Below are 22,491 nucleotides of genomic sequence, written 5' to 3'. Positions count from 1 at the left end.
TTAAATTACTTGAGCTCTTAAAGAAAGTCACATATTAAGGGCGTCGAAAAGATACTGAAAAACGTCCTGACGGTTTAGTTCGTTGAAATTTTCATGTAGGTTGTTTTGATAACAATGATATTGCACAACCGGACACTGCATTCCTTGTACTTGGGTTTGCGTGAACTCAGCGTCAGCCAAGTGATCAGCGCCCGCAATCGCTATCGCCAGTGGGAAGTCTTTCCAGCTTGAAAGCTCAGCTGCCAATTTATGCTGAGCGCGTTCAGATACTTTCGCGAAACGAGGGCTAGCCATTGTTCCTCGCAAACCAGATTCAACGTCCGCTTGATGCCTTTCCAAAACATTTCGGTCATGAGTCAACTTGCCCAAATCAATTTTTAAGGGAACAGGCAGAGTTGGGAAAAAACGCGCTAGCAAATTGACGATAAATAACGGTACTGGCGGTTTAGTTTTATTTTTGAGCCAAGGTGATGAAATGCCAAAACCGTGAATAAAATGTTGTTCTTTGCCTTTACCCAAGCCATAAAGCAAAGCTATGAGCCCGCCCATGGAGTGAGCAAAAATAAATATGGGCAGCTGTGGTGCTTCGTTATGAGCGCTGTTCACTAAAGCGTGAACATGATCTATGTAAATATCGAAGCTTTCAATATCAAGCAGATTTTTTTTGCCAGGATTTATTTTGGGGTATGTTCCATGGCCTGGCAAGTCAAGTGCATGAAGTTCGTAGCCTCTTTCACTGTAAAACTGTGCTGGAAGTTGCCAATCACCAGAATGAGCCATTCCTCCGTGGATAGCGATAATAATCCCTTTAGGTTTTGCTGAGGCATTCCATTTGCGGACTAAGAGCTTCTCGTTGTTTTTGCTAGAGAGGATGTATGTACTGTTTTCGCCAAATTTATGCGTGTTCATTATTGTCTCGCCCGATGAATCCACTTATAGCCACCTCTATACTCATTATAGTGAGAGGCCTAGTTCAGGAGTGTAAAATAGTTAGTAGCGAAGTGCTATGAAAGACTATCGATGCGAACAAAGTCAATATGAATGGCCGGATAAGTAGATTCATTTACTATCCGGCCAACCTATGGGGAATTACACCATTTTTCTAAGTAACTCTCCCGTATTCAAACTTAGTAAACGCCAGCACCCTATTGCTCCAAGCAAACCGACAGTTAATGCACCTACTAGCGGCGCTATGATCCAGTATTCAAGGTGCAAGCCCGCTTCCATTTGAAACACTTTTGTTTGCAGCATATACAAACTGAATTCATTTGATATCGCAGCCATGAGCCCCGCCACGAGCCCAATAATAATGAATTCGTTGATAACACTAAAGCGAATCATCCATCCTTTGGCACCCAAGGTGCGCAAGATGGCCAATTCCTGCAAACGTTCATCCATGCTGGCCTGAACTTGCGCTATCAACACCAGCGCACCGGCAATTAACACCAGTATGAGAATAAATTCTACCGCCATTGATACTTGATCAATTATCTCTCGCAGCTGGTTTATTCTGGCATCCACATCAAACAAAGTAACACTAGCAAAAGGCGCCATTAGCTTGGTTATTTCAGCTTTACGTGACTCGTCTAAGTTGAAGCTAGTGATGTACGTAGCAGAAAAGTTCTCTAATGCTTTTGGATGAAGCACAAAGAAGAAGTTAGGTTGCATTGTTTGCCAGTTTACTTCGCGCAGGCTGGTAACTGTGGCTTTAATAACCTCACTACCAATGTTAAAGGTCAGCTCATCATCAAGCTTAATATCCAAGCGCTCAGCTATTTCAGCTTCAATTGATAATGGATAGGGTTCACCTTCTTGCCACGAGTCGAGCCATTCACCCTCAATGATCTTATTCCCCATTTGCAGCTCTGTGCCCCATGTGAGGTTTGCTTCTCTACCGAGACCTTGTCGACCTTCGTCAGCCACTTCTTGATCTTCTTTTGTGACTTCAGTGCGAATTTTCTCGTCATTAATAGCAACGAACCGACCGCGAGCTACTGGAAAGAAATCACCAGACTCAACGTTATTTTGTGCAAATTGATTTTCTAAACCCGCTCGTTGACCCTCAGTTACGTTAGACACAAAATAATTTGGGGTACCTTCTGGCAGTTGGTCGCGCCACTGCGCTACCATGTCGTTGCGCATAACCAGCACTACCAGCAACAGCATGATGGTTATGGAGAAACTAATTAGCTGTACGCTGTTGCCCATTGCTCTGCGGCGGATGCGCGCCCAAGCTAAGGTCCATGAGCCCATGCTACCACTGCCTAATTTGCGACCAAGCATAATGAGTAAATGCGTAACACCAAGCAGCAGCACCACCAAGATAATCCCAGATACAAACAGGATCGAGCTGATCATAAGGTCTTGGCTATAAATCCACATGAGTAGAAATACCGCAATACCTGAAGTTGCAAATTGCAGCGCTTTTGATGACAGAGTTGAATCGATATCGCGTCTTAATACGCGCAGCGGTGGCACAGAGAATAACTGCAGCAGTGGATATAGCGAAAATAGAACAGAACAAATTACCCCCGTAAATACTGCAATAGCCAATGGTCTCCAATGCCAAATATCAAGCGACACTTCAACTATATCTGCTAACAGCGAGACCACAGCTTGCTGCAGCGCAAAACCAGCTGCAATGCCTAAGACGATGCCTAGAAATGTGATAAAACAAATCTGTAGCAAGTAGATGCGTTGGACCATGGCCTTGCCTGCACCCAATGTTTTCATGATTGCAACGGGGTCAAAATGACGCTGGCTGTAGCGCTGAGCAGCAACCGCGATTGACACTGCTGCCAACACAATCGCTAACAAACTTGCGAGTAAGAAAAACTGCTCTGCACGCGCAATTGAACGCCCGATAGCTGACTCATCGTCTTCTATTGATGTCCAGCGGTGCAGCTCTCTGTTAAGTTGAGGACGAAGCCAGTCGTAATAGTCGTTTAGATCTCCACTATCACCGGTGAAATAGTATTTGTAGCTTACTCTCGAGCCCGGACCGGTGACTTTGGTTTTTTCTAGGTCTTCGGTGGACATTAAAACAATGGGGTCAGCGTTAAATACGCTAAAACCTGCGTCTGGAATGCCACTTAATACTTTAGTGACTTTAAAACTTTCATCACCAATATCGATGCTACCGCCTAATTCAACTTTCACTAACTGAAACAAGCGAGAGTCAATCCACACTTCACCGGGCTGAGGTGACTCAGTGGTCTCCTCGGGCACGCCAAAAACCTGTTTTGCTACTTTGATACTGCCTTTTAAGGGGTAACTTGTATCAACCGCGCGTAGGTCAGACAGGGCCAGTTCTTCAGCGCCGAATACCATCGATCTGGTACTGACTTGATAAGCAGTATTGAGCTTGTACTCGGATGCTTTATTTATCCAAGCATCGTCAATGACTTCTCGAGAACGTAGCTGTCTATCTGCAGCAATGAACTCAGCTGAACGATCTGTTAATGCGCCCTGTAAACGTTCACTAAATAATGATAGCGAGAGAACAGAGCCGACCGATAGCACAATTGCCAACAAAATAATGGTGAGTTCGCCGCGTTTCGCCTCATGTTTAAACAAACGCCATGCTAATTGGAATACAGTTGACATCCTACTCTCCAGAAACAACTTTAAGCGGCTGAGTTTGCTCAGTAAGTTCACCGGCGTGCATGCGCAACTGACGTTGACAACGTTGCGCAAGTTCATCGTCGTGGGTTACCAAAACTAAAGTCGTGTTGGATTCTTTGTTTAAATCAAACAACAGATTTTCTACTTTCAGCGAATTGGTAGAATCAAGGTTTCCTGTCGGCTCGTCGGCAAATAAAATCTTTGGGTTCGTTATAAATGCTCTAGCGATGGCTACACGCTGCTGCTCACCTCCCGATAATTGATTGGGGAAGTGGTTGGCTCGATGATCAAGACCTACCTGATCGAGGATTTTTTGAGCCCGCTTCTTAGGATCTGAGAGTCCTGCAATTTCGGCAGGTAGCATGACGTTCTCGAGTGCTGTTAAACTCTGCACCAGCATAAAACTCTGAAAAATAAAGCCAACTTTTTCACCACGAAGTCGAGCGCGCTGCTCTTCATCCATTGCATGCAGTGCTTCGCCATCTATCATAATATGTCCACCAGACACTTCGTCTAAACCTGCTAACAAACCAAGAAGAGTTGACTTACCTGAACCCGATGCGCCTATAATGGCGACAGATTCACCTGGTTTTACTGTAAAGCTGATGGGTTGAAGGATCTGTAACTCGCCTTCACTCGTATTCACTTTCTTTATCACACTTTTCGTTTCAATCATTGCAGGAGCTGTTGTCATAGTGTTTTCTTTTTCAAATTCCGTAAAAATTAATTCTATAAAGCGCACAAAAAATCAGTCGCTAGTTAATGTATGGGGCTCAACTGTCTCATATCACAACGTGATTGCATCAAAAATGATCCGCGCCGTACTACTTGTATGTCTTTTATTCCCTTTTTATAGCTATTCAGATCAGCAAGAATTACAAGAACACAAGCTGTTGGTGCTTGGAGATAGCTTAAGTGCAGCATATGGACTAACACAACAGCAAGGTTGGGTTTATTTGTTACAAAATGCATGGGAAAGCGAGGACAAATCAATTGCTGTCGTTAATGGCGCAATAAGCGGTGACACTACTGACGGCGGATTATCACGCCTACCACGACTATTGGACCTGCACAAACCAACTCACTTATTAATTGAATTGGGTGGGAACGACGCCTTGCAGGGGCATAACCCAAGTAAAATAAGAGTCAATATTGAGAAAATGGTTCAATTAGCAAAACAAAATAATGTTGAAGTGATGCTACAAGAAATGCAAATACCGACAAACTACGGAAGAAGGTACACAGAAATGTTTACGCAGGTGTTCAAGGATGTTGCTCGAGAAAATGACATTCCTTTGATTCCGTTTTTTTTAGAAGAGATTGCTCTGAATAAAGAGCTAATGCAAAACGACGGCATTCATCCTACTGCAGAAGCACAACCGATGATAACGGCTTTACTGAAGCCTCAGTTGGAAGCCTTTATCTTAAATTAATAAGACGCGCATACTTCTAGTTTACCCTTACTAGCTATAGAATGATTAGGTCAAAAGGGTTTCAATTAGGTCGTCACGTATTTATTACTTAAGGGCTGCAAGCACTATTTCTCGAGTGTCCCGCGGCTCAATTACCGCATCAATCTCCAGCACTGTAGCCACTTCGAGCGCCTTCCCTTTTTCGTACTGCTGAGCAAGCAGTTTATCGAACAGTGCTTGACGTTTAGTAGGCTCTGTTTGCTTTTCCAACTCTTTTTTAAAACCAAGTTTAATGGCACCTTCAAGCCCCATTGCACCGAATTCGCCAGTTGGCCATGAAAGCATGTAGCTTGGCTTAGATGTACTACCAGCCAGCATAGCTTGAGCGCCTAAGCCGTAACATTTACGGATAACAACAGCGACAAAATCAATCGACAAATTGGCACCCGTTGCAAATAGTTCACTTAAATACCGAACGGCGCCATTTTTTTCATGCTCAGGCCCCACCATAAAACCAGGGGTATCACACAAAGAAACAATAGGAATAGCAAATAGATCGCATAACTTCATAAAGCGATTCAATTTTTTCGCCGCATCCACGTCAATTGCTCCCCCTAGAACTTTACAGTTACTGGCAATTAATCCAATGGGTTTGCCTTCAATTCTAGCAAAGCCCAGAATAATAGCGGAGCCATACTGCTTTCCAATTTCTACGAAGGAATTTATATCTACGATGCCGGATATAACCTTATGCATGTCGTAAACATAGCGTCTATCGTCCGGTAGAACGCAATCGAGCGCGCTATCAATGGGAGCCTCCCAATCGGTATGACAACCTTGGAAGAAACCTAAGCAGGTTTTTGCTATTTCAATTGCGTGACTTTCATCTCGTACAACAATATCCACCACGCCGTTTTTAGCCTGTGTATCAATTGGACCGATGTCTGTTGGGTTAAACTTACCCAAACCACCACCCTCAATCATGGCGGGGCCCGCCATGCCAATAAAAGACGATGCTGTGGCGATCGTGATATCAGCGGCGCCAAACAGCGCAGCGTTGCCAGCAAAACAGTAGCCATTGTTGACAGCGATACGAGGGACCTTGCCAGTAAGACCTGCCCAACGGCTGAAGGTAGTGCACTGTAAACCGGAATTGATAGTCGTTATGTCGGTATCACCAGGACGACCTCCGCCGCCTTCTGTCAACATAATGATAGGAAGTTGCTTATTCAGCGCCACCTCAATTATTCGATCGAGCTTTAAATGATGAAAATAACCTTGCGTACCTGCTAATACAGAATAATCGTTGACGATAAGCACGGTGTCATGTGAGCTGATATTTGCGTGCGGATTCAGCGTAATACACTCATTATTAATAGGAGCAATACCCGTAATAACACCATCAGCGGCTGTTTCTGTTTGCAGTTCTTCATAGTTACGGCGCTGGCGTTGCGCTGCGACAGCTACTTGGCCATATTCTCGAAACAATTTGCCAGAGCATAACTTTTCAATGTTTTCACGCGCAGTATTAAACCCTTTCGCTTGTCGCTTTTCTGCTTGCGTTAAACGAGCATGATCCTGCGTTTTGGCAAGCCTTGCTTGTAATTCTTTCGAAGATTTTTCAGTACTATTTGTCATTATTTTTCTTCATTTTTATTTGTTACTTTTTGTTCACTACTTTTTGTCGCTAACGTATATTTTTAAAGCTTTTCATTAGCAAAATTTTAAAATAAATAACTTATTCAACATTAGGTTCATAAGTGAACACATCTTCTAAAGGTTTATTAAACACTAATGCAATTTTAAATGCGACTTCAAGTGAAGGGCTGTATTTTCCTTTTTCTATTGCCATGATAGTTTGACGAGTCACCCCTACGCGTTCAGCCAATTCTTGTTGTGTCATTTCATTCGCAAAGAAACGACACTCGCGAACCCTACTATTAATTTTATTCGCCGAAGCCATTTTTATACCGCATCCTTTCTATACAGATAGATTTGGTGTGCAAAGCGCACGATTTCAGAAAGAATTAGACTAAATAACAACATGTGCATCTCAAACAAAGGGATTATGCTAGTACGCTCTTCGACAAACGCTCCAATCCCGAACGCATGCGGTAAAATTAACTGACCAATTGTAATAACAACACCGATACTTAGCACATAGTAGCCAGAGTTATTAGAAGTTAGAGAAATTGTTCTATCGCGTTCATCCCCTTCGAGCTCAGTTTTGTTGCGACTAGCTGCAGCAATGAGTGACTGAAAGATAACTTCAATAATAATCATATACAACACAGCTGAACTCAAGTTGTCCATAGCGAGTTCAATCATCTCTTCAGGGTTGAGCATACTGGGATCCATTGTGAAAACTGAAATCGCGTAGTTACCAAAAATCAATAGCGTTACAAAAAGGGAAAGCCAGGTGCTCTTTTCTTTAAATGTCATGTTCATCGATGTTCTCTATTAAAGTTAACAAATCCGAACCCAGAGTAAATTAAATTAAACTTCGTGTAAAATATTTTTAACATTGAATTAGATAATAAGGCGCCATTTACCCTAATTATTATTGTTCTACTTGTGCTTTAAGCGAATTATGGATTGTTGTCCGTGTTGCTCCAAAGGTCTTTTTCTGTAATAACGAACACGGAACAGTTTACGCGATTGCGCTTCGATTGACATTCAAGCCAACTGCTACTTGGCTGTTTGTTGCGGCGTTATGTGTACCAAGAAAATGTTTACTTTTTGAAAAGAATCAGACACGATGATTTTAAATAAAGGTATACAAAGGATGTATCAAAATGTATTTATCCAAACGGTTTAAATTGTCCTGTAGCTCCATGGTACTCATATTTGCGATGAGTGCATGTTCCCCTCAAAAACCATTATCTGAGCAAACTAACGCGAGTGAAAAAATGTCTACTGCACCATCCGGAGTTATGCTAACAAATGAAATGCTTTATCAAGACTATGAATATAGAGCAGAGCGACCAGGTGCTATCCGCTGGGATAAAGAAGGCTCAAAATTTACCGCACTGGAAACAGCCGAGGGTTTTGAAGATGCTGAGCTTGAAAAAGACCAAAATGGCGACGACATTAAAGTTTATGAAGAAATTGTCCAATATGATCCTGCCACATTAGAACGCAGCATTTTAATTAGCCTCGCTCAGTTAACGCCAGCGGGCAGCGATAAAGCGTTGGTGGTGGACGATTACCAATGGTCAAAAGACCAAAGCCAATTATTAATATATACCAATGCTGAATACGTTTGGCGAGACAAAACCCGTGGCGAATACTGGGTGCTAAATATAGAAGATGGCGCACTATCGAAGCTTGGCGAAAATAGTTATCAAACAAGTCAAATGATGTTTGGTAAGTTCTCCCCCGACAGCAAAAAGTTTGCTTATGTCTACCTCAATAATATTTATGTGCAAGATTTACAAAGCAAAGCCATTACCGCACTGACTAACGACGCATCTGATAACACCATTAACGGCTTATTCGACTGGGCCTATGAAGAAGAATTCAGTATCCAGGATGGTTTTCGATGGGGCCCAGACAGCCAACGCATCGCTTACTGGCAGCTTGATACCAGCGCCGCGCAAGATTTCTATATTATAAACAACACTGATACGCTTTATCCCACCATTACCGCTATTCCCTATCCAAAAGTGGGGGAAGAAAATTCTGCGGCACGCATTGGTGTTGTGTCTATTGCCAATTCAGAAACACGTTGGATTGAGCTGCCGGGCATCGCTAAAGATATGTATGTGCCGCGAATGAGCTGGGTGCAAGGCCAAAATCAGGTGCTGATCCAGCAGATGAACCGCAAACAAGACAACAATACGATTTTTTATGCAGACGTGAACACCGGCGATATTGAGAAAGTATTTATTGAGCAGGAAGAGACTTACATCGAATATCTAGAGGACCCTATTTGGCTTAAAAATTCAGATGAGTTTTTATGGCTGAGTGAGCGTAATGGCTGGAAGCACATTTATAAAGTTGCTCGTGACGGCAAAAGCATGCTTGATCTAACTCCAGGTGACTTTGATGTAACCGAGTTTGTGTCAAAGGATGAGGCGAATAACTGGCTGTATTTTATTGCCTCACCCAAAAATCCGACACAGCGCTATTTATACAGAACGAACTTAGATGGCAGCAGTGACATGACGCGTATCACTCCCGACGCATTGAGCGGCACTAATAGCTACGATGTATCAGCGGATTCAAAATGGGCAATTCATACGCACTCTAGTTTTTTACAACCACCTGTTTATACACTGATTTCATTGCCTGATCACAAAGCGCATAACGTACTTGAGGACAACGCAGAGCTGGTTGAAAAGATTGCGCAACTTGCCAAGGGCGATTATGAATTTTATAGCGTGAATAGCCAAGATGGCCTAAGTTTGGACGGTTATATCATGCGTCCGCCTAATATGGACACGAGCAAAAAACACCCCATTATTAACTTTGTTTATGGTGAGCCGGCCGCCCAGATAGTGCGTGATATGTGGCTTCGAAATACAATGTGGCACATGATGATGACCCAACAGGGCTTTATTGTTAGCTCGGTTGACAATCGCGGTACACCTTCGCCAAAAGGTAGAGACTGGCGCCGCTCTGTATACGGCAATATTGGCCCACTTGGTGCGCGCGATCAATCTGACGCGTTGCAAGAAATTTGCAAAAAATGGCCTTATATCGACTGCAATAGAGCTGGAGTGTGGGGACATTCTGGTGGCGGCTCTATGACACTGAATTTGCTATTTCGCTATCCTGAGCAATTCCATGTGGGTGTCTCACGGGCGCCCGTGCCTGATCAGCGACTCTATGACTCTATTTACCAAGAGCGCTACTCCGGATTGATCGAAGATTATGAAGCAAACTATATTGAAGCATCGCCCATAACCCATGCTAAGAATCTGCAGGGCAAGTTGTTGCTTGTGCACGGCACCGGAGACGACAATGTGCATTACCAAGGCGCAGAAAGACTTATCAATGAGCTAGTTAAACATAATCGCCAGTTTGATTTTATGGCATACCCTAATCGTCGACATGGGATCGTCGAAGGAGACGGTACCTCTTTGCATCTGCACACTATGCAAAGTAATTATTTCATTGAGCACTTAAAGAATAAGTGATGCATATCGCGTTAATCTTAAAGAGCCAGCACCTAATGGGCAGCATTTCGATGATATAAATGAATCTGCCGCCGTTGAATTTTATAAGCAAAATTCCAATAACATGAAAGCTTGGGATGTGATGGGCTAGTGGGTACTATGTTTCAATAAAGATAAGGGTACTAAACTTTGTTTGATTTAGTGGCAGAGTTGACATCAAGTGCTCCATGGATTTATCGAGGATGGGTATGGCTGGTATGATCTGGTTATCGCCTTCTAACCCAGCAGAGCTGGGCTTCAATACGGCAATTACCGCCGTACGCGATTCAACGCTGTACAAAAAATTTAGACAATATTTTGATGATGCTAAAAGAAGCGATGACTGCCGGCACCTAAGAAGAAAGCCGTCAATTTACACCAGAGTTTATTTGCAAAATAACTCAATTACAGACGAAGATCGCATATTGAGAGGATTGCCTCCTGTTCAATCAATTTTATTAAGCAAATGATATTTACCCGATAATTAAGGTTACATTTCAAGGAGGACCGTGTGAAATATTTTTTGATAATTTGTGTTTGTACTCTTCTCGTTTCCTGCTCATCAACCCCAAACGTACTTTATAACAGTCCTTGTTTCGATTCCCAAGAAGAGGCTGCCATTGTGGGAAGAGAAATTTTCAATAAGGGGTTCAACAATAGAGTCAGCTACTGGGTGACCGGTGATTCAGGCAAAAGCATTGCAGGTCTTGGCTTGATGTATGGCGGATTTGAACCAACATCGTACTGCCCCAACGGTGGTTATCCAATTCTAGTTTATTTTGACAACAGCGCTTCCAAACTTGATATAGAAAACGTGAAAAGTTGGTCTAGGGTTGTATTAGAATCTATGCTCAAAGAGAGGACTAATCAGCAATAAGAAATACTAAAAAGCTTACAAAATATATAGTCTTACTGCGAGCTCAGCCTCAATTTTGCGAGGGATTAAAAATGCCAATCTTATAAAGATAAGTTTGGACGTCTAATAAAAGTATCATATTCTGCGTCATTAGAGATTTGCGAACGTTACCGCGTCACTGGCTTATCTAAGTTCAGTCGCTATTCTATAGTTTTGACAAGATAGCAAACTCAGAATAGTTTTTTGTCTCTATCGAGGCACGTAATATATTGTTGGCATCGCCGGCGCAGTATATGTTTTCTTAGGAATGTAGTTTTAAAGGAATTAAGAAATTGAAAATTTTTATTGCCGTTTCGTGGTTATGTACATTAGGTCTAGCTTTTTTTGTCGGTTCTCACTGGCATAAGCCATCATCACATGCAGAACATAGCGAAGAAGTCGAGGCTAGGTCACCTGTTACTCCTACTCAAGAAACTGCTGTATCCAATGAGCCAACAATCATTATAGCTGCTACTGAGCAGAAGCTAGAAGCAAAACAAAGCACACTTCAGCAAGTTATCAGTATGTTCAAGGGCGTATACGACCAAGATTTTGCGTCTATTGCGTTCGCATACAATTTGATCACAAACATGAGTGAAGAAGATCTACTTTCTGATTTAGAATACTTAAGAGCTTACGCTAATGACCCTGAATTCTCATTTACTTTGTCGCTCTATTTAGACCGTTATGCGTCAATTGCTCCTTATAAAGCCCTCACTTTTGCGCTAAACAATATTACAAGCCCACAAATTCGACTGGGAGCCATTAACATCGCGTTGTCTAAATGGGCACAAAAAGAACCTATACTTGCGCTTAATTGGTACAACGTTAACAAAGAAGAATTGTCGTCGCGTTTCAACCCTATTCTAAGTGGCATATTTGCAAATATGGCCATGAAGAATCACGACTTAGCTATCCAGTTTCTGCAAGAATATGTTGATGATCGCACAGAGCTTGCTTTAGCAATGTCAGGAATCACAATGAATCTAAAAGAATCAGCCGACTTTATCAATTTGTTAGAAAAAACGGCATATTTAGATAGTTCAAGTGCAAAAAGCACTATTCTCAGTGCGTGGTTGAGAGCTAACCCTGAAGGAACATTAGATTGGTTTTCTGAATTGCCTGAGTCAACCAATAAAGAAAAAACCGAGGAGCTAATTTTTCAGTCTTATATAGTCACTGACGCCAGCAATGCCGCTAATTGGTACATGACTAGAGCAGAGTCAGATCGGTTGGAAGCACGTGCTGACAAGATAATAGACTATTGGAGTTTTTCAAACTCAGAAGCCGCTTTAAAGTGGGTGAGTCGCCAAACAGATATTGATGCTCAACAAGCTACGAAAAAGCTTTTATTAAAGGCAACCTACACAGACCCTTCTTTTGTCACAAATAATCTTCATTTACTGACATCTAATGGAGACAGAGCAGATGTTTCAGCTCGCATATTTAATACTCTGAAACGTGAAAGTAGTGCAAAAGCACAGAATTTTTTTAATGCTTCACCTTATCAAAAAGAAATTTTGAAGTTCGAAACTGCAATGCGCGAATATAGTGAAAAAAAATAATTGGGTCAAAGGACATAGAAAATATAAGACTAACCTTATTTGCAAGTGTATATACATAAACAGACCAAAGGTAAATTAAGTATGACAAATTCGTTTTGTAAATTAATGATTATCAATTTAGCTTTTTTTTCAGGATTATTTATATCTAAAGATAGTTTTTCAAAAATGAGCAGTGTGGATACAAAACAAGAAATAGGTAGTAATACCATGAAGTTGTATTCGTCCGATGAACTATACGGGCCAGCCGCTAATTTCTTAGTTAACTCCGAACTTTTTAGTGAAATGCAGAAGAGTTTGAAAGCGGATTCATTTGTCATAGTGGATACTGAAACATTGTTTATCGGTAAGCTTTCGACAATCGCTGAATCAGTAGAGGGTGTGCGGTTTAAAGAGACACTTCGCTGCGACCTCACTATCTGCATGGGGTCTTTCAATTATGCTAGTAAAGATGAGATGGAGTCAGTACTTAGCCAGTTTAGCTCTATTAGCGGACTACCAATCGCATTGGTTGCTGGTTTCGTTGAAATTGATAAAAAACAGGTAGCCAATGTATTGTTTCACTATCGAGGCAACGAGATTATTGAAGACGATATTTCAATAAAATAAGTTATATATCCGTGTTTTGTTGAAGTATTTCATAGACACGTTGCGCCAAATAGCGATATCGAATTACTAACCGCGCATTATAAAACCATTGTTAGAGATAGGAAGAGTGTTTCAACCATATTGTTAGCGCATGGCGAACGTCTCCTAAATGCCCTTTCTTGCCTGATCACATCAGACTTTCTCACTAAAATTCTGTCATGAGTGATTTACATTCTTATCAGGACTTTGTCTCCCCTAATTTCACTTGCTGCAGTTTCAATATTCAAACATCTAATGCGTAAAGCAGCAACCAACACCCATAAACGAAGTTAATTAATATCTAACCATTATAGCTGTTCCTACCTTACTTTTACTCAATATCAAAATGACGACCTAAAAGGCGGCTCATACGCAAATGCTAAATGTATACTATTCTTCATGACGTTTTTTGTACTGGTTCAGTTTTCTGCAAGAGTTCAACCAAACTATCAGGCATGAATTTACGTTGTGCGGTAATGGCATAAAAGTTTTCATAAGCGTTTGGTAATTCTTGATAGACGACAAGTAGTCCTTGATCAATTTCATCTTTCACTACAACAGGCGGTAAAACTGCAAAAGCCCCGCTATCACGCGCTAATAGTCGTAACATCGCCATATCGTCTGCTTCAGCTTGAATATCGGGTTGGTATTGCCACTGAGCACATAATAAATTAAACGCGTTACGTATTTCCGTAGATTTCCCGGGCAACACCCAACGCGCTTTTTCGTATCCCTCAGGAAACGCGTCAATCTTTTTCTTGGTTTTCGGGCCAACAATCGCTAAAGGTTGCCGTGAAACTAAAGACGTTTGCCACTGTGTATTTTGCCCCTCTGCGCTAACTGGCCGGTTGGTTAACACCAGATCTAGTTCGTGGTTACTCAGCCCCACTAATAAATCACTCATGCCTTTAGTGGTCAACGAAAAACTCACTTTAGGATTAGCTAATAAAGGACTAATAAAACTTTCCACAAAATTTCTGGATAAGGTGGTTAAGACGCCAATAGACAAATGTTGGGTTTGCGTAAATATCCCTTTTTTTAAGAATGACTCTAGCTCTTCACCAGTAGAATAAATATCATCGGCATAGGCCAAAACTCGCCTTCCTGTATCATTTAACACGAGTGTCCGCCCTGCTCGCTCAAATAATGTGACATTCATATTGTGTTCTAGCTGCTTTATTTGCGCAGATAGAGCAGATTGCGAAATATGCAGCTCACGCGCGGCTTGCGTCAAATTACCTGTAAGGGCAACACGCCAAAAGTAATATAGGTGATGATAATTAAGTCGAGCCACAATAGTTAACCAAAAGAGAACGTTTACTTAGTTTATATCTATTTTTCATTCAAATCCATTTTTGTCATACTCAAGCCACTATCAAAAAAGAATATCTATACTTATGTGGTTAACTTCAACTTTATTAGTCAGTATCCCTTTGAGTCTATCCGCTGCCGGTTGGTGGGTGGGACGGCAACAGAGCAACAACAATGGCCAATCTTTATTTCGCTTAAGTTTAGTTTTGCTGGCAGTCTTTACTTCAGTTTTGCTAAGCAAACTGCTGCTAACATCCTCTTCTGATGAACATGATTTGATTAGTCATGCCAATCTCAATTTACTAATGCTTGGCTTAGTCTTGTTTATGGCAGTGATACTCATCGCGTTTTCGCGCAATTATATGGCGGGGCAAGCACAAAAAAACAAGTATTGGTGCTGGTTATTAAATACGCTTGCCGCTGTATCTCTGGTCGTGATAAGTAATCATCTATTACTGTTCTGGTTGGGATGGTTAAGTATCAGCTTAGCACTTCATAAACTACTGACTTATTATCCCGATCGTCCACGAGCCATATTAGCCGCTCACAAAAAGTTCTTATTGGCTCGTACTGCCGAATTATCCCTTCTCCTAGCGATTGCTTTGTTATATCAGCAACACCAGACTTTTTATATTAGCGAACTTATTACTTATTTTAACCTTGTTGCTCAGGAGCCGAGTTTGTCATTGGCTATTAGCGAACAAATAGCCGCAGTGTTAATTGCTATTACCGCCCTTATTAAGTGTGCCCAACTGCCGGTTCATGGTTGGCTAATCCAAGTGGTCGAGGCCCCTACCCCAGTCAGCGCTTTATTGCACGCTGGCGTCATAAACTTGGGGGGCTTTTTATTAATTTTGTTTGCCCCGCTGTTTATTCAAGTGCCATTCGCTCAATGGTTAGTGTTAATTGTAGCAGGCTTAACTACCTGCATATGTGCATTGGTTATGAGTACTAGAATTAGTCTTAAAGTCCGCTTAGCTTGGTCCACAAGCGCACAAATGGGCTTAATGTTAGTCGAATGTGCCTTGGGTTTATTTGAGTTAGCGCTTTTACATCTATTAGCTCATTCTGCCTATAAAGCTTATGCTTTTCTTAATTCTGGCAGCGCTGTGCTCCAGCATTTGCAAGAGCGTTTAGCACCAGCAAATGCCCCATCATTAAGTAATAGTTTAGTGAGTTTTGTGGTAGCTAGCTTACTAGTTGGCGTTCCCTTGTACTTAATCGATTATCAAGGGGTAGTCAGCGTTTGGGTATTATTAATATTAGCCTTAAGTGTCTTGATAGCCCATCGACATAGCAGGAATAGTCGAGCTGCACTGCTCCCCTTTGTTTTATTATCTGCGGCTTTACTCATCGCTTACAGCCTAATGAAAACCGTGTTCATAATGCTGTTACCCATTGACAGTAATTTAAGCCTAGGAGCATTTAGTCCTGCGGATCTGTGGGTTATAGGGTTGGTCATAAGTTTGTTCACCATAAGTTGGTTATTGCGCTTTAAAGCCGATCACCCCTCTGTCCAACGTCTATCGATTAGCCTTTTTGCGGGACTATATTTAGACGAATGGTTAACCCGATTGACCCTAAAAATTTGGCCGGTAAAACTACCTGTCAGAGTTAATGCTAAAAAATTAGATATGCCTGCAGCTCATTCAGTTAAGGAGATTTAACATGTCCAGCGCACTCAAAAAAACCGATAGCTATATTGTGTCAGAGCAGCAAAAAAGCCAACTTTTAAAGGCGTGTAGCAAAATCGCGCCTACTTGGCCACTTGATCAAATGATTGCCGTCAACCCCTTTTGGCAAATGCGCGACGAGCCTATCGAAAAGGTATCAGCAAAACTCTCTGCACTGGCGAATAGTGAACTAGTAATGCCTAAACATTATTTTTCTGAGCGTTTTCAAAACGGAGACATTAGTGCTGAAGCTCTGCAACAATCAGCATTAGAATATGGTAGTAGTCTTTCAAATAAAGCTTTAGAACAATATCTGCTTGAGGATAACGCAACTGCAAATTGGCACAATATCGCTGATTTATTAGACAACCAGCGTGACCAGCACAAAATGGCATGGCGAGATGAAATCACTCATCAAATTAGTCAATTTTGTGCAGCACACTACCAGCGCATACGCCCAGTGCTAGGCAAACAACACAGCACGATGCAACCTGATTTATATGCTCACTGGTTAACGGTGACTCGACAAGATAGAGGGATCAGTATCATTATGGATGAACCTGGCTTACATAGGTATTTTAAGCATCTGCCGGAAGATCCTGAGGCCTTGTTCAGCTTGGCAATTGAAACCCTAGAGATTGACGATACGCTACTTGAGCCCTATGCTCACGCGTTACTGCTTGATATCAATGGTTGGGCATCATGGGTCGCCTATGTTAGTTGGCAAGGTGAGCTTTATGCTCAGCCACACGATGATATGATGCAATTTTTGGCGATTCGTTTAGCGTGGGAGCTCGTCATTTGGCAATATTTAAAAGCGCATCATCCAGAGAGTTTTGTTCAATTAAGTGACATGTGGTTAACGGAAAAAGCTCAGTTGCCCACCCTGTTTGCTAAACATGAAGAAGAGCAGAAACCGCTGTGGATTTGGTCTAAAGCTTTAGAATTAAGCTATCAAAAACAACTAAATCAACAATTGATAAACAGCCCAAAACTCGCTACTGAACAAGCTAAATTACAAGCGGCGTTTTGTATTGACGTGCGCTCCGAGGTGATGCGCCGAGCATTAGAAAAACAAGACCCGCATATACAAACGCTAGGCTTTGCCGGCTTCTTTGGCTTACCCCTAGAATATCAGCCCCAAGCTAGCTCACTTGCGAGACCGCAATTACCAGGACTACTCAAACCCGTCATTCGAGTGACGGAGGTCAATGCTAAAGATAATCAACAGACTCAATTAAATAAACAAGCTCGCTGGCAAAATTGGTCGCAGGCAGCTCCGTCAGCGTTCTCTATGGTAGAAACCATGGGTTGGTTATATGTATTTAAATTGCTCAAGAACTCGTTTTCCGGTCAAGCAGATGCACATCCAGTGAACAACCTGAGTCATCAAAATAATTGGCTCCTTACAAAAGATAAGCAAATTCTCACTGTTAAAGACAAGGCCGAGTTGGCGATAGGTATTTTGCACGCTATGGGGCTAACTGAATTTGCCCCTGAAGTGTTATTAGTAGGTCACGGCAGCCACAGCACCAATAATTTACAAGCAGCAGGCTTGGATTGTGGTGCCTGCGGTGGACAAACAGGAGAAGTCAATGTTCGGGTGTTAGCACAATTACTCAACGACCAAGAGGTCCGTGACACACTTGCAAGTCTCGGCACTACTATTCCACAGCACACCAAGTTTATTGCAGCACTGCACAATACCACAACAGATCATATTGAATATTTTGATAAGTCGCTGAGTCAAAGCAGTCAAGAGTGGTTGCAAGCGGCTAAATCAGTGGCACAGAGAGAGCGTATCAGCGCTATTGACCCAAACTTACAGCATGCGACTGACAAACAAATTGACGACGCACTAGTCGAACGTAGCAAAGATTGGTCTCAAGTTCGTCCCGAATGGGGGCTAGCCAATAATGCCGCCTTTATCGTGGCGCCTCGTCACTGGACTAAGCAGATAAACTTGCAAGGTCGCAGCTTTTTACACGACTACCAATGGCAAAAGGATAAAGACTTTGCTGTTTTAGAGTTGATTATGACTGCACCCATGGTGGTGACAAATTGGATCAACATGCAATACAACGCCTCGGTCACTGATAATTTAAAATACGGCTGCGGCAACAAGGTTTTGCATAACGCGGTAGGCGGTCACATAGGTGTGTTTGAGGGTAACGGTGGCGATTTGCGTATTGGACTTGCTATGCAGTCATTGCACGATGGTGAAAAATGGATGCACCAACCACAGCGATTAGCCGTTTATCTGGCAGCGCCCAGAGAGCCCATAGAGCAAATTTGTAAAAAGCATCAACACGTGTGTCAACTCATTGATAATCAATGGCTATATTTGATGCGCTGGACAGATGACGGGACAATTGAGCGGTTCTATCAAGGGCAGTGGTTGCAACAATTAGACTAGCGACTAATTCCATAGTCTTTGTTGACATCAATGACACTAAGACCAAGCTCTAGTGCATTTATGGTGTCAACAAAATCAAATTGTATTTTACACTCTGCTTTGATCATTTTAAGCCACACATAGCGCAGGCCGTCGGGGCGGCTGCCTGTCCAGAATTCTTCAGTTTTGTTGATGTAGGCAACAACAGGCTCAATATGCCCATCACGATAAATGTAACGAACTAATTCGAAGTCAGGACCAAAAGAGCTTAGGACCGCTGAGCCGCTCACTTCAATAGACTTCAATAACTCGGCAAAGGCTAATTCGTGATTGTCTTGTCTGTATGCAATCCATGCCCTCGCTATACCTACGGAGTGTGTTTCGCTGCTAAAGTTGTCAAACGCATCACCGGCTATTTGTTGCTCTGAACTTAGCCTATCTGCATGTTCAAAGATGCGATCAATTTTGGCAGTCACCGTACTGATAGGTTCGAATTGCGCGCTGTATTTAAGGTGTCTGCTTAAATCAGCGATCACTTGGTATGGATTTTTGCTTGTCGCTAAACTTCGTTCATAGTCGCGCAAAGTATCAGCAAGTAAACGTCGATTTTTTGTCTCAAAATGAGCGAATTGATTTTTAATATATTGATGATATTCCGGGTCCTCACACCCCTTTTCATAGTATGCATGAGCGCTTGAGTTTAACATTGTACTCGTGCACATAAGCAATGCGACTAAGGGTTTGATCATTTAACACACCTTCTTGATACATTGTAATCTTTGTACTTAAAATACTCGCAGAATGATCGTTAAGCACAAAAAAGCCGCCAATAAGCGTGCATGAAAAACTTGATACACGTCTAAAAAGCGGCTTTATTTACTTACCTACCGATTGTCTCTCAACAGTCGGCGTTTTCTTCTATTTCGCTGCTATCCAAATACTAGGGTCTGGTATAAGCAACCGGCTTTTCAGCATCGCGTTTTAAATAACGGTCGCGCAGTTTTGTTTGACGAGAGCTCATATCAATTTGCTCACCTTGAATAAATACTTGCTCAGCCGCTTCGGTCACTTCAAGCGGATCGCCTGACCAAATAACAAGATCAGCTAATTTGCCCGGCTCTAAGCTACCAACTTGGTCGTCCATACCAAACATCTTAGCGACATTAATCGTTAATGCGGCAATACCAGCGGAGTGCGGTAAACCATTAGCAACAGCATTTCCGGTGTGTTGGGTTGCAAGACGTATGTTATGAGTATCCATGCCTACAGCAACTATAACCCCTGCTTTATGCAGTCTAGCTGCGTTTTGCAAGGTTGCGCCAAGCTGATCAAATCCACCGGGTAAATTTGATTCCGGATCGAGAATAACAGCTATATTGCTTTTAGCTAATTCATCAGCAACACGCCAGGCTTCTTTGCCACTTGCTAATATAATATTCAAACCAGAGTAGCGTTGCTTAAGTGCCACTACTTGAATAATATCAGCCGCACGGTCTGCAGTAACAACTAAAGGTATGTTGCCATCAAGCACCGGAATGAGTGACTTTGCATCTGCCATAGTCGTCAAACCAAGCCAATCCGCGCTTGGATTCATCGCATAGGACTTCGCGAATTTTGCTTCATCGAAGGCCTGATTTACGGCAACCCACAGTGCGGCTCTGCTACCACCACTGTCATTTGCACCAGCGTTACTCACATCTAACTTCATGAAGGCTTTTGCTTTCATGACCGGTTGATAAGTGCTGGCCAAAGTAATAAATGCACCCTGACCTAAAAATAATTGTTCGGTACTTCCTAATCCCGTTGCTGCGGATGTGAAGCCTTCAACTCGGGTAATGGGTATCAACGTTGAATCGTTGTTAAGTGCATATTGTACGTCCAAAGCCGCACCAACAGTTGATATAGGGTGAGGTTCTGTTCGCGCATCCACCGTTCCAGCAGAAGAGCTTACTTCAACCAAACCTAATGAAGTAGCAGCACCAATAAAGCCAGGCGTGACCACTTTACCTTTTGCGTCAATTTCACGATATCCGCTAGGTACATCGCTTCCCTCGATGACTTGTTGAATACGACCGTCTTTAATCAATACAGTCCCATCTTCAATAACACCAGCAGCAGAAACGGTGTGGATTTTAGCGCCGACAATAGCAATATTCTCAGCAAATGCTGCTGCACTTAAGCTAAGACCGATGGCGATGCTTGAGGCTAGCGCTACTTTGTTAAATAAACTCATTTTGCATCTCCTTCAGCAATTTGTCCTAACTCAAAATCACTCACAGGCCATGACTCCGGGTTACTGCGGTCATAAACCATCGCACCGTCTATAAATACTTTATCTGCTTGTGCGTAAGTCGAGAATGGATCCGTGCTCCATAAAACGACATCTGCATTTTTACCTTCTTCTAATGAACCGGTTTTATCAAAAATACCAAGTGACTTAGCCGGGTTAGCTGACAACCATTGCCAAGCATCGGCTTGACTAATATCGATACCAGCACGTTTTCCATCAGCCCAAGCCTTCGCAGCTTCCTGATTTAAACGTTGGATACCAAGATCACTGTCAGAATGCACAATTGCACAGGCATTTGCAGCGTGTACCATCGGAATATTTTCTTTTATGCCGTCATAAGCTTCCATCTTGAAGCCCCACCAGTCAGCCCACATTGCAGAGCAAACTTTGTTTTCGGCTAACTTGTCGGCAATCTTGTAAGATTCTACCGCGTGATGAAAGGTCCCTATCTTATAGTTGAACTCTTTCATAACATCCATCATGGTGCCCATGTCATCCGCACGGTAACAATGCATATGAACAATGATATCACCGTCGAGTACACCAGCAAGCGTATCTAATCCTATATCTCTTTTTGGCGCTTTCGGTGAACCACCCGCTTTGACTTCAGTTTCATAATCAGTCCATTTCGTCCGATACTCTTGGGCTTCAGCCCACGCCTTACGATAGCCAGCCACATTGCCCATACGAGTCATCGGACCGCCCTTTTCACCATAAACACGCTTCGGGTTTTCACCACAAGCCATTTTAATTCCGTAAGGCGCTTCAGGAAACTTCATGTCCTGTATCGTTCTGTTCGGTAAGTTTTTCACCGTAACGCTGCGTCCGCCAAATAAATTAGCTGAACCTGGAAGGATTTGTAAGGAAGTGACACCGCCAGCAAGTGCTCGCTGAAATCCAGGGTCCTGTGGCCAAATCGAATGTTCTGCCCAAACTTCAGGCGTCACTGGAGAGGTTACTTCGTTGCCATCAGCATGCGAACGCGTAGATGGTGAAGGGTAAACCCCTAAGTGACTGTGGTTATCGATGATACCCGGCGTAACCCACTTGCCTTCGCCATCAATCTCAATAGCACCGGATGGTGAACTCACACTTTTACCGACTTGTACAATAAGGCCATCTCTGAGCAGTATCTCGCCGTCTTCTATTTTCCCGCCAATACCGTCAAGAATAGTGACATTTGTAATCACTATCGGCTTACTATCAATTTTTTGATAAGTACTTGGGAATGGATTTTTATCGATACCCGTTACACTTTTTTGTTTTTCCTCTTGCTTGTCGCTGCTGCAACCAGTTAGCAAAGCAACTGAAACAGCTAGTGCAAGCCCGAGTTTATGTTTTGTATTAAGCATATCTTTCCTTGTTAGTGGAGATAGTCGGTTTTCGTGGAGATATTCATGTGACATTACGTTAATGAATTATGACAAAAACTGCAATCGAGATCCGTCAATAAGTCATTTTATTTACATTCTGACAACAAAAAGAGGGGAGATAATTCAATCTATATAAACACTCTAAACAACGTTAAGCGCAGCAGAGATAT

The 22,491-nt window shown here is 42.4% G+C and carries 18 protein-coding genes; 8 read left to right on the top strand and 10 right to left on the bottom strand.

Annotation, left to right across the window (positions count from 1 at the left end; genetic code table 11):
• Nucleotides 1-27: 27 nt before the first annotated feature.
• The 3 genes from GNIT_RS06715 to GNIT_RS06705 form a co-directional block, all read right to left on the bottom strand.
• Nucleotides 28-909, bottom strand: coding sequence for an alpha/beta fold hydrolase (locus tag GNIT_RS06715; RefSeq protein ID WP_041246330.1), 882 nt, complete (start codon nucleotides 907-909; stop codon nucleotides 28-30).
• A gap of 180 nt (nucleotides 910-1,089) precedes the next feature.
• A complete protein-coding gene (locus GNIT_RS06710; RefSeq protein WP_014108404.1) occupies nucleotides 1,090-3,606 on the bottom strand; it encodes an ABC transporter permease in 2,517 nt (838 codons plus the stop codon).
• Nucleotide 3,607: 1 nt separating this feature from the next.
• A complete protein-coding gene (locus GNIT_RS06705; RefSeq protein ID WP_041246710.1) occupies nucleotides 3,608-4,300 on the bottom strand; it encodes an ABC transporter ATP-binding protein in 693 nt (230 codons plus the stop codon).
• A 19-nt stretch (nucleotides 4,301-4,319) separates the two neighbouring features.
• Here GNIT_RS06705 and GNIT_RS06700 point away from each other — a divergent pair, with 19 nt between their 5' ends.
• On the top strand, nucleotides 4,320-5,057 hold the full coding sequence (locus tag GNIT_RS06700; RefSeq protein WP_014108402.1) for an arylesterase: 738 nt from the start codon (nucleotides 4,320-4,322) through the stop codon (nucleotides 5,055-5,057).
• An 84-nt stretch (nucleotides 5,058-5,141) separates the two neighbouring features.
• Here the strand turns inward: GNIT_RS06700 and GNIT_RS06695 are convergent, their stop codons facing one another.
• The 3 genes from GNIT_RS06695 to GNIT_RS06685 all read right to left on the bottom strand — a co-directional run bounded on the left by GNIT_RS06695 (nucleotide 5,142) and on the right by GNIT_RS06685 (nucleotide 7,484).
• Nucleotides 5,142-6,674: an acyl-CoA carboxylase subunit beta gene (locus GNIT_RS06695; protein ID WP_014108401.1), complete on the bottom strand. Its 1,533-nt coding sequence runs from the start codon at nucleotides 6,672-6,674 to the stop codon at nucleotides 5,142-5,144.
• 100 nt (nucleotides 6,675-6,774) lie between these two features.
• Nucleotides 6,775-6,999, bottom strand: coding sequence for a helix-turn-helix transcriptional regulator (locus tag GNIT_RS06690; protein WP_014108400.1), 225 nt, complete (start codon nucleotides 6,997-6,999; stop codon nucleotides 6,775-6,777).
• A gap of 2 nt (nucleotides 7,000-7,001) precedes the next feature.
• Nucleotides 7,002-7,484: a hypothetical protein gene (locus tag GNIT_RS06685; RefSeq protein WP_014108399.1), complete on the bottom strand. Its 483-nt coding sequence runs from the start codon at nucleotides 7,482-7,484 to the stop codon at nucleotides 7,002-7,004.
• Nucleotides 7,485-7,831: 347 nt separating this feature from the next.
• Here GNIT_RS06685 and GNIT_RS06680 point away from each other — a divergent pair, with 347 nt between their 5' ends.
• The 5 genes from GNIT_RS06680 to GNIT_RS06660 all read left to right on the top strand — a co-directional run bounded on the left by GNIT_RS06680 (nucleotide 7,832) and on the right by GNIT_RS06660 (nucleotide 13,261).
• Nucleotides 7,832-10,177 (top strand): S9 family peptidase, encoded by a 2,346-nt coding sequence (locus GNIT_RS06680; RefSeq protein ID WP_014108398.1) that lies wholly within the window; start codon nucleotides 7,832-7,834, stop codon nucleotides 10,175-10,177.
• Nucleotides 10,178-10,404: 227 nt separating this feature from the next.
• The gene (locus GNIT_RS06675; RefSeq protein WP_148261696.1) at nucleotides 10,405-10,665 is read left to right on the top strand and encodes a hypothetical protein; all 261 of its coding nucleotides are present in this window, start codon (nucleotides 10,405-10,407) and stop codon (nucleotides 10,663-10,665) included.
• A gap of 41 nt (nucleotides 10,666-10,706) precedes the next feature.
• Nucleotides 10,707-11,072: a hypothetical protein gene (locus GNIT_RS06670; RefSeq protein WP_041246329.1), complete on the top strand. Its 366-nt coding sequence runs from the start codon at nucleotides 10,707-10,709 to the stop codon at nucleotides 11,070-11,072.
• Between the two features lie 311 nt (nucleotides 11,073-11,383).
• On the top strand, nucleotides 11,384-12,655 hold the full coding sequence (locus tag GNIT_RS06665; protein ID WP_014108395.1) for a hypothetical protein: 1,272 nt from the start codon (nucleotides 11,384-11,386) through the stop codon (nucleotides 12,653-12,655).
• 81 nt (nucleotides 12,656-12,736) lie between these two features.
• Nucleotides 12,737-13,261, top strand: coding sequence for a hypothetical protein (locus GNIT_RS06660; RefSeq protein ID WP_014108394.1), 525 nt, complete (start codon nucleotides 12,737-12,739; stop codon nucleotides 13,259-13,261).
• 415 nt (nucleotides 13,262-13,676) lie between these two features.
• Here the strand turns inward: GNIT_RS06660 and GNIT_RS06655 are convergent, their stop codons facing one another.
• Nucleotides 13,677-14,573 (bottom strand): LysR family transcriptional regulator, encoded by an 897-nt coding sequence (locus tag GNIT_RS06655; RefSeq protein ID WP_014108393.1) that lies wholly within the window; start codon nucleotides 14,571-14,573, stop codon nucleotides 13,677-13,679.
• A 103-nt stretch (nucleotides 14,574-14,676) separates the two neighbouring features.
• Between GNIT_RS06655 and GNIT_RS06650 the strand changes: the two genes are divergently transcribed.
• Both GNIT_RS06650 and GNIT_RS06645 read left to right on the top strand, forming a co-directional pair.
• Nucleotides 14,677-16,257, top strand: coding sequence for an NADH-quinone oxidoreductase subunit L (locus tag GNIT_RS06650; RefSeq protein ID WP_014108392.1), 1,581 nt, complete (start codon nucleotides 14,677-14,679; stop codon nucleotides 16,255-16,257).
• Between the two features lies 1 nt (nucleotide 16,258).
• On the top strand, nucleotides 16,259-18,679 hold the full coding sequence (locus GNIT_RS06645) for a DUF2309 domain-containing protein (protein ID WP_014108391.1): 2,421 nt from the start codon (nucleotides 16,259-16,261) through the stop codon (nucleotides 18,677-18,679).
• Here the strand turns inward: GNIT_RS06645 and GNIT_RS06640 are convergent.
• The 3 genes from GNIT_RS06640 to GNIT_RS06630 form a co-directional block, all read right to left on the bottom strand.
• Nucleotides 18,676-19,407 (bottom strand): hypothetical protein, encoded by a 732-nt coding sequence (locus GNIT_RS06640; protein ID WP_041246328.1) that lies wholly within the window; start codon nucleotides 19,405-19,407, stop codon nucleotides 18,676-18,678. The two genes, GNIT_RS06645 and GNIT_RS06640, sit on opposite strands and share 4 nt — an antisense overlap.
• Nucleotides 19,408-19,598: 191 nt before the next feature.
• Nucleotides 19,599-20,891, bottom strand: coding sequence for an amidohydrolase family protein (locus GNIT_RS06635; protein ID WP_014108389.1), 1,293 nt, complete (start codon nucleotides 20,889-20,891; stop codon nucleotides 19,599-19,601).
• Entirely contained in the window at nucleotides 20,888-22,300 is a 1,413-nt protein-coding gene (locus GNIT_RS06630; RefSeq protein WP_014108388.1) for an amidohydrolase, read from the bottom strand. The genes GNIT_RS06635 and GNIT_RS06630 overlap by 4 nt, the downstream gene beginning before the upstream one ends.
• Nucleotides 22,301-22,491 lie beyond the last annotated feature (191 nt).

It is taken from the genome of Glaciecola nitratireducens FR1064 (genome assembly GCF_000226565.1).
Taxonomy (GTDB): domain Bacteria; phylum Pseudomonadota; class Gammaproteobacteria; order Enterobacterales; family Alteromonadaceae; genus Glaciecola; species Glaciecola nitratireducens.
Note: the sequence above shows the minus strand (reverse complement) of the source record. Positions and strands in the feature narration are given on the sequence as shown.

What these genes read in the sequence shown, in the direction of transcription:
- GNIT_RS06715 (WP_041246330.1), bottom strand. Translation starts at nt 909, where the DNA reads ATGAACACGCATAAATTTGGCGAAAACAGTACATACATCCTCTCTAGC.
- GNIT_RS06710 (WP_014108404.1), bottom strand. Translation starts at nt 3,606, where the DNA reads ATGTCAACTGTATTCCAATTAGCATGGCGTTTGTTTAAACATGAGGCG.
- GNIT_RS06705 (WP_041246710.1), bottom strand. Translation starts at nt 4,300, where the DNA reads ATGATTGAAACGAAAAGTGTGATAAAGAAAGTGAATACGAGTGAAGGC.
- GNIT_RS06695 (WP_014108401.1), bottom strand. Translation starts at nt 6,674, where the DNA reads ATGACAAATAGTACTGAAAAATCTTCGAAAGAATTACAAGCAAGGCTT.
- GNIT_RS06690 (WP_014108400.1), bottom strand. Translation starts at nt 6,999, where the DNA reads ATGGCTTCGGCGAATAAAATTAATAGTAGGGTTCGCGAGTGTCGTTTC.
- GNIT_RS06685 (WP_014108399.1), bottom strand. Translation starts at nt 7,484, where the DNA reads ATGAACATGACATTTAAAGAAAAGAGCACCTGGCTTTCCCTTTTTGTA.
- GNIT_RS06680 (WP_014108398.1), top strand. Translation starts at nt 7,832, where the DNA reads ATGTATTTATCCAAACGGTTTAAATTGTCCTGTAGCTCCATGGTACTC.
- GNIT_RS06675 (WP_148261696.1), top strand. Translation starts at nt 10,405, where the DNA reads ATGGCTGGTATGATCTGGTTATCGCCTTCTAACCCAGCAGAGCTGGGC.
- GNIT_RS06660 (WP_014108394.1), top strand. Translation starts at nt 12,737, where the DNA reads ATGACAAATTCGTTTTGTAAATTAATGATTATCAATTTAGCTTTTTTT.
- GNIT_RS06650 (WP_014108392.1), top strand. Translation starts at nt 14,677, where the DNA reads ATGTGGTTAACTTCAACTTTATTAGTCAGTATCCCTTTGAGTCTATCC.
- GNIT_RS06645 (WP_014108391.1), top strand. Translation starts at nt 16,259, where the DNA reads ATGTCCAGCGCACTCAAAAAAACCGATAGCTATATTGTGTCAGAGCAG.
- GNIT_RS06640 (WP_041246328.1), bottom strand. Translation starts at nt 19,407, where the DNA reads ATGATCAAACCCTTAGTCGCATTGCTTATGTGCACGAGTACAATGTTA.
- GNIT_RS06635 (WP_014108389.1), bottom strand. Translation starts at nt 20,891, where the DNA reads ATGAGTTTATTTAACAAAGTAGCGCTAGCCTCAAGCATCGCCATCGGT.
- GNIT_RS06630 (WP_014108388.1), bottom strand. Translation starts at nt 22,300, where the DNA reads ATGCTTAATACAAAACATAAACTCGGGCTTGCACTAGCTGTTTCAGTT.